15 protein-coding genes are annotated in these 13091 nt (G+C 70.7%); 7 read left to right on the forward strand and 8 right to left on the reverse strand.

The genetic code is table 11. The features are described 5' to 3' along the window. Positions 1 to 89: 89 nt before the first annotated feature. Entirely contained in the window at positions 90 to 449 is a 360-nt protein-coding gene (locus FKO37_RS23865; RefSeq protein ID WP_238605805.1) for a hypothetical protein, read from the forward strand. 110 nt (positions 450 to 559) lie between these two features. Here the strand turns inward: FKO37_RS23865 and FKO37_RS23870 are convergent, their stop codons facing one another. Beyond that, positions 560 to 1396: an NmrA family NAD(P)-binding protein gene (locus tag FKO37_RS23870; protein ID WP_238605806.1), complete on the reverse strand. Its 837-nt coding sequence runs from the start codon at positions 1394 to 1396 to the stop codon at positions 560 to 562. A gap of 130 nt (positions 1397 to 1526) precedes the next feature. On the opposite strand from FKO37_RS23870, the gene FKO37_RS23875 reads away from it, so the two are divergent. Then, positions 1527 to 2507: an AraC family transcriptional regulator gene (locus tag FKO37_RS23875; RefSeq protein WP_238605807.1), complete on the forward strand. Its 981-nt coding sequence runs from the start codon at positions 1527 to 1529 to the stop codon at positions 2505 to 2507. A gap of 11 nt (positions 2508 to 2518) precedes the next feature. On the opposite strand, the gene FKO37_RS23880 is transcribed toward FKO37_RS23875, so the two are convergent. Beyond that, the gene (locus tag FKO37_RS23880; RefSeq protein ID WP_238605808.1) at positions 2519 to 3001 is read right to left on the reverse strand and encodes a MarR family winged helix-turn-helix transcriptional regulator; all 483 of its coding nucleotides are present in this window, start codon (positions 2999 to 3001) and stop codon (positions 2519 to 2521) included. A 51-nt stretch (positions 3002 to 3052) separates the two neighbouring features. Between FKO37_RS23880 and FKO37_RS23885 the strand changes: the two genes are divergently transcribed. Then, the gene (locus FKO37_RS23885; RefSeq protein ID WP_238605809.1) at positions 3053 to 3466 is read left to right on the forward strand and encodes a nuclear transport factor 2 family protein; all 414 of its coding nucleotides are present in this window, start codon (positions 3053 to 3055) and stop codon (positions 3464 to 3466) included. Between the two features lie 4 nt (positions 3467 to 3470). Here the strand turns inward: FKO37_RS23885 and FKO37_RS23890 are convergent, their stop codons facing one another. Next, positions 3471 to 4328, reverse strand: coding sequence for a sigma-70 family RNA polymerase sigma factor (locus FKO37_RS23890; RefSeq protein WP_238605810.1), 858 nt, complete (start codon positions 4326 to 4328; stop codon positions 3471 to 3473). A gap of 72 nt (positions 4329 to 4400) precedes the next feature. Here FKO37_RS23890 and FKO37_RS23895 point away from each other — a divergent pair, with 72 nt between their 5' ends. Continuing rightward, positions 4401 to 5084: an FMN-dependent NADH-azoreductase gene (locus FKO37_RS23895; protein WP_238605811.1), complete on the forward strand. Its 684-nt coding sequence runs from the start codon at positions 4401 to 4403 to the stop codon at positions 5082 to 5084. Here FKO37_RS23895 and FKO37_RS23900 read toward each other — a convergent pair. Beyond that, positions 5074 to 7713 (reverse strand): exo 1,3/1,4-beta-D-glucan glucohydrolase, encoded by a 2640-nt coding sequence (locus FKO37_RS23900; RefSeq protein WP_238605812.1) that lies wholly within the window; start codon positions 7711 to 7713, stop codon positions 5074 to 5076. The genes FKO37_RS23895 and FKO37_RS23900 overlap by 11 nt on opposite strands. Positions 7714 to 7902: 189 nt before the next feature. On the opposite strand from FKO37_RS23900, the gene FKO37_RS23905 reads away from it, so the two are divergent. From FKO37_RS23905 to phoU, 3 genes are all read left to right on the forward strand, one after another. Continuing rightward, positions 7903 to 8646, forward strand: a complete 744-nt coding sequence (locus FKO37_RS23905) for a dienelactone hydrolase family protein (protein ID WP_238605813.1) — start codon at positions 7903 to 7905, stop codon at positions 8644 to 8646. A gap of 88 nt (positions 8647 to 8734) precedes the next feature. Beyond that, the gene (locus FKO37_RS23910; RefSeq protein WP_037811451.1) at positions 8735 to 9091 is read left to right on the forward strand and encodes a hypothetical protein; all 357 of its coding nucleotides are present in this window, start codon (positions 8735 to 8737) and stop codon (positions 9089 to 9091) included. 11 nt (positions 9092 to 9102) lie between these two features. Further along, positions 9103 to 9747, forward strand: a complete 645-nt coding sequence (gene phoU, locus FKO37_RS23915; protein ID WP_238605814.1) for a phosphate signaling complex protein PhoU — start codon at positions 9103 to 9105, stop codon at positions 9745 to 9747. On the opposite strand, the gene FKO37_RS23920 is transcribed toward phoU, so the two are convergent. The 4 genes from FKO37_RS23920 to FKO37_RS23935 form a co-directional block, all read right to left on the reverse strand. Next, the gene (locus tag FKO37_RS23920; RefSeq protein WP_238605815.1) at positions 9659 to 10915 is read right to left on the reverse strand and encodes a phosphatase PAP2 family protein; all 1257 of its coding nucleotides are present in this window, start codon (positions 10913 to 10915) and stop codon (positions 9659 to 9661) included. The genes phoU and FKO37_RS23920 overlap by 89 nt on opposite strands. A 128-nt stretch (positions 10916 to 11043) precedes the next feature. Then, positions 11044 to 11430, reverse strand: coding sequence for a hypothetical protein (locus FKO37_RS23925; protein WP_037811455.1), 387 nt, complete (start codon positions 11428 to 11430; stop codon positions 11044 to 11046). Then, positions 11427 to 12620, reverse strand: a complete 1194-nt coding sequence (ftsW, locus tag FKO37_RS23930; protein WP_238605816.1) for a putative lipid II flippase FtsW — start codon at positions 12618 to 12620, stop codon at positions 11427 to 11429. The genes FKO37_RS23925 and ftsW overlap by 4 nt, the downstream gene beginning before the upstream one ends. A 62-nt stretch (positions 12621 to 12682) precedes the next feature. Then, on the reverse strand, positions 12683 to 13054 hold the full coding sequence (locus tag FKO37_RS23935; RefSeq protein ID WP_134727368.1) for a helix-turn-helix domain-containing protein: 372 nt from the start codon (positions 13052 to 13054) through the stop codon (positions 12683 to 12685). Positions 13055 to 13091 lie beyond the last annotated feature (37 nt).

Consider the following 13091-nt stretch of genomic DNA (forward strand, 5'->3'; position numbering starts at 1 on the left):
GCCCGGTTTGCTGGCTGGTCCAGGCCACTGGCCGGCCCCATGGTGGGGAGGCACCGCGAAGACACTTCCGCAGCTGAGAGGTGGATCGCATGAAGGCGGCATCGACGCTCGGCGAGGCGGCCCGCACCGGCCATCCGGCGGTGGTCATCGGGTGTTGCGTGCTCTTGCTGCTGGTACTGCTCTCGATGTGGCTCTGGCACGCACGCCGGCCGGTGCCGCCCCCGCGCGGAAAGCTGACCGTCCGCGACCTCCAGGCCCGGCTCGACTACGAGGTCCAGGCCGAGATCGAACAAGCCCGGCTGGCCGAATTCCGCCGGACGGCCGAGGAGGCCGCGGCCGAACGCGCCGGCGAGGACACCGACGTCATCCCGAAAGTCGACGACACCGTCCCGCGGGAGGCCGACAACCCGCGAAAAGGGGAGAAACCCGATAGAGCTCGGTGCGGTTAGGAGCGTCCCGCCCATCGCTCACCGCACCGTTATGCCTGCCCCAGCCTGGCGCGGCACGCCACCTCCCCTGGGCTGGGGCAGGCCTCATCGAGGCGGGCCGGACCGGTTGATCAGCGCCACAAGGCCGCCGCGGCGCGGGCATAATCGGCGAAGGAGACCGGCGGCCGGCCGGTGATCCGCTGGACGTCGTCGGTCACGTCGGCGGCCCAGTCGTTGCGGATGCCTTCGTACATGGCGGCGTAGAAGTCGGCGACCGGACCGGGCGTGCCCCCGCGGAGCAAGGCGTCGCGGAACTCGGCCGGGTCCATCGCCTGGTACCGCACCGGTTTTCCCGCGGCCTCGCCCACGATCGCGGTCATGTCCGAAAAGGACAGTGAATCGGGTCCGGTCAGCGAGTAGGTCTTGTGCTGATGTCCGTCCTCGGTCAGGGCTGCCGCGGCCGCGGCGGCGATGTCCTCGACGGAGATCGGCGCGACGCGGCCATCGCCCGCGGGAACCGCGACGACCCCGGTGCGGATTCCGTGCAGGATCGCGGGGTGTTCGGAGAAGTTCTCGGCGAAGACGTTGGGGCGCAGAATGGTCGCGGGCACCGGTCCCGTTTCGAGGAGCCGCTCGGCCTCGTCCAGCGGGAAGCCCTCGGCGGCCAGCCGCGCCGTCGTCGTCGACAGGTGGACCACCCGGCGAACCCCGGCGCTCTTGGCGTCGTCCAGCAGCGCCGCGACCTCGGTCGTGGGGTCGGGGCTGATCGGAAGCCACTGGTAGATCGCGTCCACGCCGTCCAGCGCGGGCGGGTACGTCGCCGGGTCGCTCCAGTCGAAGCGGACCGGCGTCGCCGAACCCTCCGGTCTTCCCGGGACCCGGACCGTGTGCCCCTGCTCGGCCAGCAACGACACAACCCGGCGTCCGGTGCGTCCGGCCGCGCCGAGGACAAGAACTGTGGTAGGCACGCGTTCCTCGCAAGGTAGGGTCGAATCGGCAACCACTTCACCGTATGAACGGGTTATCGACGCGCGCCATGACAGCTCTCGACAGATTCATATCCGTTCAGCGCGACGGCGGAGCGAATCGGGTATGGCGATGCCGGTGAAAGCGGTCGGCCGTGACCACGTGGCGGACGTCGTGGGCGACATCGTCGCAGCCCTCCGGCGCGGCGGCGTCGTCTACGGCCGGGCGTTGCTGCGGGCGCCTTGGGGCCTCGCGTTCGAGTCGCGTTCGATAGCCACGATCTACGTCGTGATCGCCGGTTCCTGCGTGCTCGTCCCCGACAGCGGAGAGGTGCTGCAGCTCGCCCAGGGGGATGTCGCGTTGCTGCCGTCCGGCGCCGGACACGTCGCGGCCGACACTCCCGGCCGGTCAGCTCGCACCGTGCGCGAACTGTTCGGCGCCGACCTGGAGGAGCTGTCGGCCACCGACCTCGTCATCGAGGGCGACGGTCCCGAGACCGTTCTGGTCTGCGGCGCGTACCTGCTCGAACCCTCGCCGCAGCACCCGTTCCTGGCATCTTTGCCCGACGTCGTACGTGTCACGGCGAGCCAGATGCGCGGCACTTCGCTCGCCGCCGCCGTCCAGTTGCTCACCACCGAGGTCGACCACGCCGGCCGCGGCACGCCCGCCGTGGTGGCGTCGCTGCTCGACCTGCTGTTCACCTACACCCTGAGGTCCTGGTTCCTCGGCCAGCCCGACCAGCTGGCCGGGTGGGCCCGCGCGCTCCACGACCCGGCGGTCGGCCCCGCGCTCGCGCTCTTGCACGACGATCCCGGCAAACCCTGGACGGTGGAGGCACTCGCGCACTCCGTCGGCGTCCCGCGGGCCCGGTTCAGCCGCCGATTCACGTCGACTACCGGGCACACCCCGATGGAGTACCTCGGCATCTGGCGGATGACCGTCGCCGCCCGCCTGCTGCGCGAGGGCCCAGCCCCGCTGCGGCAGATCGCCCGGAAGGTGGGTTACGACTCGGAATTCGCGTTCGCGCGTGCTTTCAAACGGGTCGTCGGTCAGGCTCCCGGTCGTTATCGCGCGATGCACCGTCGCGATGAGGGTGCCGCTGATACGCGGTGATGACGGCAGGTTTATTCGCTGGGCAGGGCGGCGCGGCGCGCGATCACGTCCGCGGTTCCGCCTGTCGCTTCGAGCACGCGAGCCAGGACTAGCCGAGCCGCTTCGGCAGCGTCCTTGCCCGCCGATTTCGTCAGCCGCGCATCGAGTTGCTGCCGTATCCGGCGGCTGTCGTTAACGAGCCGCCAACCGCGGTCGGTGAGCTGGGCCCGGCGCACCCGGCTGTCGGCGGGATCCGGCACTCTCGCGACATAGCCGAGCCGCTCCAGTTCGAGAAGATGCTTCGAGGCCGCCTGCTGGGTGACGCCGAGAAGACCGGCGAGTTCGGAAACGGTGGGCGACCGGTCGATCAGGTGCTGGATCACGTACCCGTGGGAGTTGCGCACGCCGGGGTGGCCCGCCTCGTGCAGCTCCGCCAGGATCGCCCGGTTCGCGGAACTGCCCGCCAGCCAGGCGAGGGTGGCGAGGTCGAGATCGGCCGGGTCCAGGGGAGTCACGGTGCCTACCATGCAATTGACAACAAAGGTTGTACAACTATAGTTGTTCTTATGGACAGCGACCCGGTTGCCCTTGCGACGTCTCTGCTGCGGGCGCTCGAGGCCGGGCAGTGCGGCGAGAATCTCCGGAAGTACTTCGCCCCGACGGCGTCGACCGTCGAGCATCCGAACCGGCTCAAGCCCGCGGGCGCTCGCGCCACTCTGGACCAAATGCTCGCGGCGTCGAAGGCAGGTGCCGGGCTGATGGCCAGCCAGCGGTACGACGTGCGCTCGGCCGCGGCGGTGGGGGACACCGCGATCCTTCGCCTCACCTGGAGCGGGGTGATCGCGCGTGACGCGGGCCCGTTCCGCCGCGGCGACGAAGTCGTCGCTCACATCGCCCAGTTCGTCGAGACCGCCGACGGCCTGATCACCTCGATCGAGACCTTCGACTGCTACGAACCGTTCGACACCCAAGTCGTATAACGACCTATACGCCATCGCAGGAGAGCGTGGCAATCTCCATGCCCGCCAACCGCTCGGTGCTCACCACTACCTCATACGCCTGGAGAAGACCCCCGCGAACCTCGATCCTGAGCACCCCCGCCAACCGTCCGGCGGGAGCGAGCACCAGCCCGACATCCCCGTCGATCAGCGCGAGTTCAGCCAACCGCGCAGTCCCGGCGAACAGCTTCGTCCCCTGCGCGACCTCGTCCGCCCCGCGCAACACCGCGGCCGCCCCCGGCGGCAGCATCGCCGGATCGGTGCGCCGCACGACATCCGGAGCGAGCACGGTCAGCAACGTCGCCATGTCCCCGCCCCGGGCCGCTGCCAAGAACGCCGTCACCACTTTCCGGTGCTCGGCCAGCTCCGCCACCGGCACGACCGGTTCGCCGCGCACCCGCAATCGCGCGCGGCTGGCGAGTTTCTTGGCGGTCGCGGGCGTCCGGTCGAGGATCGGGCCGACCGCGTCGAACGGCACCGCGAACAGGTCGTGCAGCACGAACGCCACCCGTTCGGGCGGGGCGAGCCGGTCCAGGACCACCAGCAGCGCCCGTCCGACCTCGCCGGCCAGCAGGATCTCGTCCTCGGGCACAGCGCCGCCGGCGGCGTCAGGCACCGCGGAGACGGGCGTTTCGCGGCGGGCGCGCAGGGCGTCCAGGCACAGCCGGGACACCGCCGTGGTGAGCCAGCCGCCGAGGTTGTCGACGCCGGACGTGCGATTCAGCCGCAGCCACGACTCCTGCACGACGTCCTCGGCCTCGGCCGCGGAACCCAGCATGCGGTAGGCCAGTGCGTGCAGCCGCGGGCGCTCGTCCTCGAAGCGCCGCGCCAGTGCGTCGTCCATCGGTCACCTTTTCCCGTCTCGATCCGTCATGGGAGTGCCGGCCCGAGGACCAAGGACGAGGAGAGGAACCGGATGACCGTCATGCTAGCGCCCTTGCTGCACGTCGATTCGAGCGCCGACCGCGAGGCGTCGGTGAGCAGGCAGCTGGGCGCGTTGTTCGCCGACGAGTGGCGGAGCGGCGGCGGGACCGTGCGGCACCGTGACGTGTCCGCCGAACCGGTGCCGCCGCTGCGCGAGGCGTACGCGCGGCTCGGCCGCCGGGTGGAGCGCAAGGGAGTGCTGTCGCTGGAAGACATCGCGACGCTGATCGCGGACGACGACGAACAGCGCGAATGGGACCTGACGCTGCCGCTGGTGAACGAGGTGCGCGAAGCCCGCGCCGTGCTGCTCGGGGTGCCGATGTACAACTTCGGCGTGCCCGCGACGCTCAAGGCGTGGATCGACCGGATCAGCTTCCCCGGCGTGTTCGCCGATCCGGAAACCGGCCGGAAACTGCTGGCGGACAAGGACTTCGTGATCGTCAACGCCCGCGGCGGCGGATACGGTCCCGGCACGCCGCGCGAGGCGTTCGAGTTCCAGGAGTCGTATCTGCGCGCCTATCTCGCCGACAAGGGCGTGGAGCGGCTGGCGTTCGTGTCGCAGGAGTTCACCCGGGTCGGCGACGTCCCCGCGCTGGACGGGCTCGAGGACCTGGCCGCCGCGTCGCGCGCGGCGGCCAGGTCCCGGGTCGTCGAGCTGGCGCGGGCTATCCGGTGAGGTCGGAGCACTTCCGCGCGTCCGGATCCTTCGCTCCGCCGGGCGACCACCGCACGTTCGCGAACGACGCGGAGAACGGGCCGTCGGTGTAGACGAGGAACGGCGTGTCGATGCTCTCGAAGTCCAGCCCGCTCGCGAAGCAGGACAACGGGATCTTCACCGTCGACTTCTGCCCGGCGGGCAGATCGCCGAACAGCTTCGTCGCGTTGACCTCCGACGAGCACGGATAGACGCAGTGCAGGCTGACGACCGTCCGGTTCACCGGCGGCGAATGCACGATCACGTCGAACTCGAGCGCGCCGTCGGCGTTGGGATATCCGCGCAGATCGTCAGTGCCGCCGGGATGCTGCGAATACAGCTGTGCCGCGCCGGTGCCGGTCCACGTCGCCTTCAGGCCGTCGCCCTGGACGTTGACGTCGGCCGGGACCACGGTGATCTCCGGATGCGAAGCGGTGCCGTCCGCGCCGATCTCGGTGCCGCCCCAGTTCGACGCCGAACCGATGAAACTCTTGTACGGCGCGACATCCGTGCGGTCGTAGATCGGCAGGTCCTCGGTCGCGGTGCCGCCGCCGTCGGTCGCACCGCAGCGGGCCGGGCCCTCGGTCTCGTCGAGTTTGCCGACGGTGGTCCGCTGGTTCGAGGTGAGGCCGTAGCCGAGCTTGAACAGCGGGTCGTAGCCGGGACTCCACGGGTTGAGCGGAGTCTGGCAGGCGCTCTTCGGCCACGAGTAGGACAGCTTGCCGCGGTATCCGCCGTGGTCCTTGCCGCGCACCAGCATGTCCGCGACGCCGCCGCCTTCGGTGCCGGGCAGCCAGGCGGCGACGAACGCGTCGGAACGGTTGAGCTCCTTGTTGACGTACAGCGGGCGGCCGCTGACGTACACCGTCACCACCGGAGTGCCCTTGCCGCTGACTTTGTCCAGCACCGCAAGGTCTTCCGGATACAGCTTCGCCGCTTCAAGGCTCTTCCGCTGCAGATCGCCGACGCCTTCCGCGTACGGAGTCTCGCCGACAACAGCGATGACCGCGTCATAACCCTTGGGGTCGACGGTGCCTGTGGGGTCGAAGGTGACGTTGGCGAGATCCTCCTTGAGCCCAGCGAGGATCGAGGTCGCTCCGGGGAAGTCCGCGTTGGTGTTCCCGGTGCCCTGCCAGGTCAGCGTCCAGCCGCCGGTCTGGTTCGAGATGCTGTCCGCGCTCTTGCCGACCACGAGCACCTTCGCGTTGCGCGCCAAGGGAAGCACGTTGCCGTTGTTCTTCAGCAGCGTCTGCGACTTCCGCACCGCGTCGCGCGCGAGTGCCTTGTCCGTCAACGCGTCCGGCGAACCGGCGTACCAGCGCTGCGAAGGCTTGCGCTCCTCGAACAGCCCGGCGCGCATCTTGACCCGCAGGATCCGGGTGACCGCGTCGTCGATGCGGGACATCGGGATCTCGCCCCCGCGCACCTGCGCGACCGTGTTGGCGATGAAGTCTTTCCAGTCGTTCGGGACCATCACGACGTCGATGCCCGCGTTGATCGCGCGCGGGCAGCTGGAGTTGGTGCAGCCGGTCACCTGGCCGATGCCGTTCCAGTCCGACACGACGAGGCCGTCGAAGCCCATCTTGCCCTTGAGGATCTGGTTGAGGACCTTGTCGCTGCCGTGGATCTTGCCCTCGTTGATGCCGAGGTCGGGGTTGGTCCAGCTGTTGAACGACGCCATGACCGTCTGCGCGCCCGCGGCGAGCGCGCCGTAGTAGCCCTGGCCGTGCAGGTTGATCATGTCCGCTTCCGACGAAGCGTTCACGCCCTGGTCCTGGCCGTTGGTCGTGCCGCCGTCGCCGATGAAGTGCTTGGCGGTGCCGATCACGCCGTTCGCGCCGATGCGCAGGCGGGCCCCGGCTTGCAGACCGTTCATGGCCTCGTACCCGTAGGCGCGGGTGATGCGCGGGTCCTCGGAAAAGCCTTCGTAAGTGCGGCCCCAGCGGTCGTCCTGCACGACGGCGAGAGTCGGCGCGAACGCCCAGTCCTGGCCCGTCGCGCGGATCTGCCGCGCGGTCGAGTTCTCGACATCGCGCACCAGGCACGGATCGTGCGCCGCGCCGAGCGCGATGTTCTGCGGGAAAACAGTGGAGCCGTGCACATTGTTATTCCCGTGCACGGCATCTATGCCCCAAATTACCGGGATCTTTGTCCTCGTGGCCTTGGCCGCGTCCCAATAGGAATCCGCGAGCTTCAGCCAGTCCTGCTGGCTGGCGTGCTTGTTCCCGCCCGGCCACGAGCCGCCGCCGTTGAGCACCGACCCGATCGAGTACTGGGTGACCTCGGCGGGCGTGATCGCGGCGATCTCGGGCTGGGTCATCTGCCCGACTTTTTCCTCCAGCGACATGCCGGAGACGATCTGCCTGATCCGCCATTCGTCGACCGGGTTCTTCGGCATCGCGCTGCGCACCTTGGGCCAGTCGGCCAGCTGGGGCAGCGAGTCTTCGATGCGGGCGCACCCGTTGCGGTCGAGCGCGGGACGGCCGATCTCCGGCTGGCGCGGGGGAGGGGCGGCCTGGGCGGCCTGGGCGGGGACGAGCCCGCCCAGGAGGACGAGCGCGGCGAGCGCGACCCGGTTCCGGGCGCGCGGGGAATGTGGAGGTCTGGCCATCGACAGTCCGTTCTGCGGAGGGCGGCCCGGAGCGGGCCCGGTGATCCTGACCGGGCAAACCGGACTCCGTCAATCCGCCGACCGCAGTGGTTCAGTCCAATAACCGGACAGGAAACGGGACATTCGCGCGGCGCGGGCGCAGGGATAGATTGATCTCGTACGCACTGCAATCAATGGAGGACAAAGCGGATGCGCAAGGAAAAGCCAGACGTTCCGGCCGCTGACGGGACCGCGGACGCGTACTTGGCCGTGCCGGACGGCGGGCCGCATCCCGGGGTGCTGCTCTTCCCGGACGCGTTCGGGCTGCGGCCGCGGATCGAGGAGATGGCCGACCGCATCGCCGAGAAGGGCTATGCCGTGCTCGCGCCGAACCTGCTCTACCGCGGCGGCCGGACGCCGCTGGTGGACTTCGCCGCGCTGGAAGACCCGGAGCGGCGGGGCGAGGTCTTCGGCAAGCTGATGCCCATGATCGAGGCCCTGGACACCGACGCGATCACTCGCGACGCGGAGAAGTACCTGGACTGGTTCGCCGCGCAGGACGGCGTCGCGCCGGGGCCGGTCGTGATCACCGGATACTGCATGGGCGGCACGAACGCGCTGCGCGTGATCGAGGCGTTCCCGGACCGGGTCAAGGCGATCGCGTCGTTCCACGGCGGACGCCTCGCCACCGACCAGCCGGACAGCCCGCACCTGCGGGTCGGCTCGATCACCGGCGAGGTGTACTTCGGGCACGCCGACCAGGACCCGTCGGCCACCGCCGAGCAGATCAAGACGCTCGAGCACGCGCTCGACGAGGCCGGGGTGACCTACCGGTCGGAGGTGTACGAGGGCGCGTCGCACGGGTTCACGATGTCGGACACGGCCGCGTACCACGCCGAGGGCGAGAAGCGCCACTGGGAGAACCTGTTCGCGCTCCTGGAGCGGGTGCGCTGACCTGCGGAAGAGCAGGGCCCGGCACGCGGGACGCGCGCGCGGCCGGGCCCTGCGCGCGGAATCGGCGGCGGCCGTTTACGCTGGCCGCATGGCCGAAGGTGCGCTGTGCCGCGAACCGGTGGAGCTGACCGGGCGCGAGCGCTCGGTCCTGCGGAGCGTCGCGGTCCGCGGGACGGAGCCCGAGCTGTTCTGCGAGCTGGAGGCCGGGCACGGCCACGAGCACGCGACGCCCGTCGGCGGACGCGGCGAGGAGCCGCTGATGTGGCTGCGCTGGTGGCCCGGCCGCCGCGTGCTGGAGACCCGCGCGCGATGCGGCGCGGAGTCCGACGAGGGCGTTTTCTGCCGGGTGCCCGGCGGGCACGAGGGCAGCCACAGCTACGAGCTGGCCGAGCCCGAGGAGGCCTGGCCGCTGGCCGACGCGGGCCTGTTCGCCGGCCGCCGGTAAAGTCGCTCGACATGCGCGAAGGCTTCCAGGACGACCTGAAACAGCTCGACGGGCGTCTGGCGGCGATGGCCGAGGCGGCGGCGGAGGCGATGCGCCGGGCCACCCGGGCGCTGCTGACCATGGACCTGCCGCTGGCCGAGCAGGTGCTCAGCGGCGACGCCGACCTCGACGACCTGCGCGCGACCTGTGAGGACGAGGCGTATTCGCTGCTCGCCCTGCAAGCCCCGGTGGCCGGCGACCTGCGCGCCGTGCTGGCCGCGGTGTACTGCGCGGAGAAGCTCGAGCGGATGGGCGACCTCGCCGCGCACATCGCGGGCACCGCGCGCCGCGGCCACCCGGAGCCGACCGTTCCCGCCGACCTGGAGGCGGTGTTCGCGGAACTGGGCGAGGTCACCTCGGCGATGGCCGAACGGCTCGCCGACCTCGTGCACGGCGAGGCCCGCGGCGGCTACGCCGAACTGAGCCGCGCCGACGAGCGCGTGGACGAACTGCACGCCCGCGTGATGGCGACGGTCACCGCCCCGGACTGGACGCAGGACCAGCGGATCGCGGTCGCGCTGAGCCTGCTCACCCGTTTCTACGAGCGTTTCGCCGACCAGGCGGTGTCGGTCGCGAAGCGCCTGGAGTTCGCCGCGACGGGCGATCTCCCGGGCTGACCTCCGGCGGCGGACCGGCCTGGGCCTGGTTCGACGGACGCGGCGGCGGCGAACCCGCGGCGCGGCCCTGCGGTGGACCGGCCGGACGCGGCTGCTGCCGAGCCGGACGGACCGGCGGCTGCGCGGGCGGACGGTTCTGCGGCGGGCCTTCGACGGGCCGGGCCTGGGGCATCGGTTGCGAGTTCTGCCGCCCCGGAGCGGGTGCGTCCGCTCCGCGAGGCGGCGGAGTCATGCGGGGCGGCTGGGGGTTTTGCCGTCCGGAAGCCGGGACGTCCGCCGCACGGGGCTGGGGCGCGGCAGTGCGGATCGGCTGGGAGTTCTGCCGTCGCGGTGCCGGCGCGTCCGCCGCACCCGGTTGTGGCGCGGCGGTGCGGAGGGGCTGCGAATTCTGCCGCCGGGGCGGCCGGACGGGGCGACCGCTGGCGTCGCGGGCTTCGGGCGGGCCGACGCGGCGAGTGGGAGGCGCACCCGCGTCGCGAGCACCCGGCCGAGCACCTGCGGCCTGGCCTGGCGAAGCGTCGCCGTCCGGATCGGGCCGGGCCGTCGCAGCCTCCGCGCCTTCCGGTGCCACGCCCAGCAACCCGAACGGCACTTTGCCCGCGAACCGCCGCACGAGTCCGGCGGCCGGACCCAGCGCGTATCGCTGCAGCAGCAACGCCATCCCGGCCCCGAGCGCGAGCCCGATCAGGACGTCGTGCGGATAGTGCGCCCCGACGAACACCCGCGAGAAGCCCATTGTCGCCGCGAAGGCCGCGAGCCACGGCGCGCCCTTGTGCCAGGCGAAAGCCCCGCCGAGCGCGACCGCGGCCGCGATGGTGGAGTGGTTGCTCGGGAACGACCAGTCGCCCGGCGGCGGGCAGGCGCCGACGATCGCGTCCGGCGGAAGTCCCCGGCAGGGCCGCTGCTCGTGGACGAAGGCCTTGATGATCTCGCTGAGCACGTAAGCGACCACGGTGGCTGCCGGAACGAGCAGCGCCGCGGCCATCCGCTCGGGCGAGCCGGTCCCGCGCGCCCGCCACCAGAGCCACGCGAAGAACGGGGCCACGAGGACCAGGCCGTAGTGCGTGTACGCCAGCACGAGAGACTGCACCCAGCCCGGCATGGCGTGGGCGAAATGGGTGATCGCGTCGTACGTCTCGCTGCTGGAAGCTCCGGCCGTGGTCGCCATACAACCCCTCTCCGGTCCGCCGGTTCGCCTGGCGGCCATCTCGCGTTCACCCGAAGGTCACGAGCGTACCGAGCGGCGGAGGGGAGCCGGCGACGCCCCGCGAGTCCGCGGGGACGCTCCGGGACAGGTCAGGAGTCGGTGGTGTGCTCGCAGGTCACCGGCTTGCCGGGACCGGGAGCGCTCGCCTTGGCGAGTTCCTTCGTCTTGTCCAGCAGGATCCGGCAGCGCAGCGTCGCGGCGGTCGACGGCGTGGCGGTGACCGAGGCTTTCTGTCCGGCGCTGACCACGACGTCCTGTTTCCACGGCAGCCCGAGCGGACCGGTGAGCTGGTGCGGCGCGACCTTGTCCTCGTAGCGGTTGCCGGACTCGCCGTAGGCGACGCCGGTGGCCGTGGTCTGCTGGTCGGAGGTGATCTCGTAGGTGATCGCCCACGACTTGCCGGTCGGGTTGGAGCACGCGGCCAGCCCGGCGAGCGCGACGGCCGCGCAGGTGGCGGAGAGTGCCTTGGTGATCACGCTGGGACTGTACCGGAGCCCTTCTTCCGCAGCCCGGCGAGGAACGCCCGCGCGGCCGGTTCCTCCCGCGCGGCCTGGGCGAGGATGCCGAACTGCAGCATGGTGACCACGAGCGACGTGCCGCCCGCGGACACGAGCGGCAGCGTCACGCCGGTCACCGGCAGCGCGCCCGCGACGTAGCCGATGTTGATCAGCGCCTGCGCGACCAGCAGCAGGGTGGTGGTCCCGGCGACGAGCCGCACCCACGGATCGGCGACCCGCGCCGCGGTGCGCAGGCCGATCACCGCCAGGTAGCCGAACAGGCCCAGCACCACGAGACAGCCGGCGAACCCGAGTTCCTCGCCGACGAGCGCGAAGACGAAGTCGTTCTGGACGTCCGGCAGATAGCTCCACTTCGCCGCGCCGCGGCCGAGCCCGACGCCGAACCAGCCGCCGTCGGCGAGGGCGTATTGCGCCTGCTGTGCCTGGTAGCCGCTGCCGCTCGCGTCGGGATTCGGCGAAAGAAAAGAAAGGATGCGCGCGAGACGATAACTGGCGAAAAGGGCAAGTGCGACGATTCCGGCGACCCCGCCGGCGAGAATGGCGGCGAACAACCGCTTCGGCGCGTCGGCGAACCACAGCAAGCCCAAGGTGATCAGCGCGAGCGTGACTGTGCCGCTGAGATTCGGCTGGGCCAGCAGCAGTGCGCACAACGCGAGCGTCACCGGGATCAGCGGCACCAGCAGATGCCGCCAATGGTGCAGCACCTTCTCTTTTGACACGAGCAAATGCGCGCCCCAGAACACGAGCGCGACCTTCGCGATTTCCACCGGCTGCAGGGTGAACGGCCCGGCGGAAAGCCAGCGTTGCGCGCCGCCGTGATCGGAACCCAGCGGGGTCAGCACCAGAAGCAGCAGCACCACCGCGGCGGCGAGCGCCGGGGTGGCGGCCTTGCGCAGCCGGGAAAACGGGACGCGCAGACCGAGCACGAAGGCGACGACGCCGAACGCGACGAACGTCAAATGCCGGAAAAAGGCTTGGTACACCCCGGTTCCTGGGGCAGGGGAGGACGACAGCGCCATCACCGCGCCGAGCAGCGTCAGCAGCGCCCAGATTCCGACGATGATGCGGAACGACGCGAGCGGATGCGCGAAAAACTGCCCGATTGCGTGCCGTGCCTGTTTGCGGTCCCGTTCGGTTGGCGATTCCACTTGCGCGAGTGTGTGCCGTATCCGCTTCGCGGTGGCCGACCGACTCGCCGGTGTGCGGAAAATTACCGCTCTGATTTCCGATTGGCCTCGTCGACCTCGGCCATGTGTTCTTCCGCCCACGTGCGCAGCGCCGCGAGCGCGGATTCCAGCGACGTGCCCAGGGCGGTAAGCCGGTAATGCACCCGCGGCGGCACCGTGTCCTCGACCCGCCGCGTGGCGAGGCCGTCGCGGACAAGGCTTTGCAGCGTCACCGAGAGCATTTTCTGCGACACCCCGGGGATGCGGCGGCGAAGATCCGCGAAGCGCACCTCGTCCGGCGCGGCCTCGGCGAGGATCTTGACCGTCATCGACGTCCACTTCGTCCCGATCCGGTCGAGCAGCCGCCGCGTCGGGCAGGCCGGGTCGAACAGATCGCCGCGGGCGGAGGGGGTCACCTCGGGCTCACCACCTGTCGGGAAAGTGCCGTCTTGG

Source organism: Amycolatopsis sp. Poz14 (assembly GCF_006704225.1).
In the GTDB taxonomy this organism is placed as follows: domain Bacteria; phylum Actinomycetota; class Actinomycetes; order Mycobacteriales; family Pseudonocardiaceae; genus Amycolatopsis; species Amycolatopsis nivea.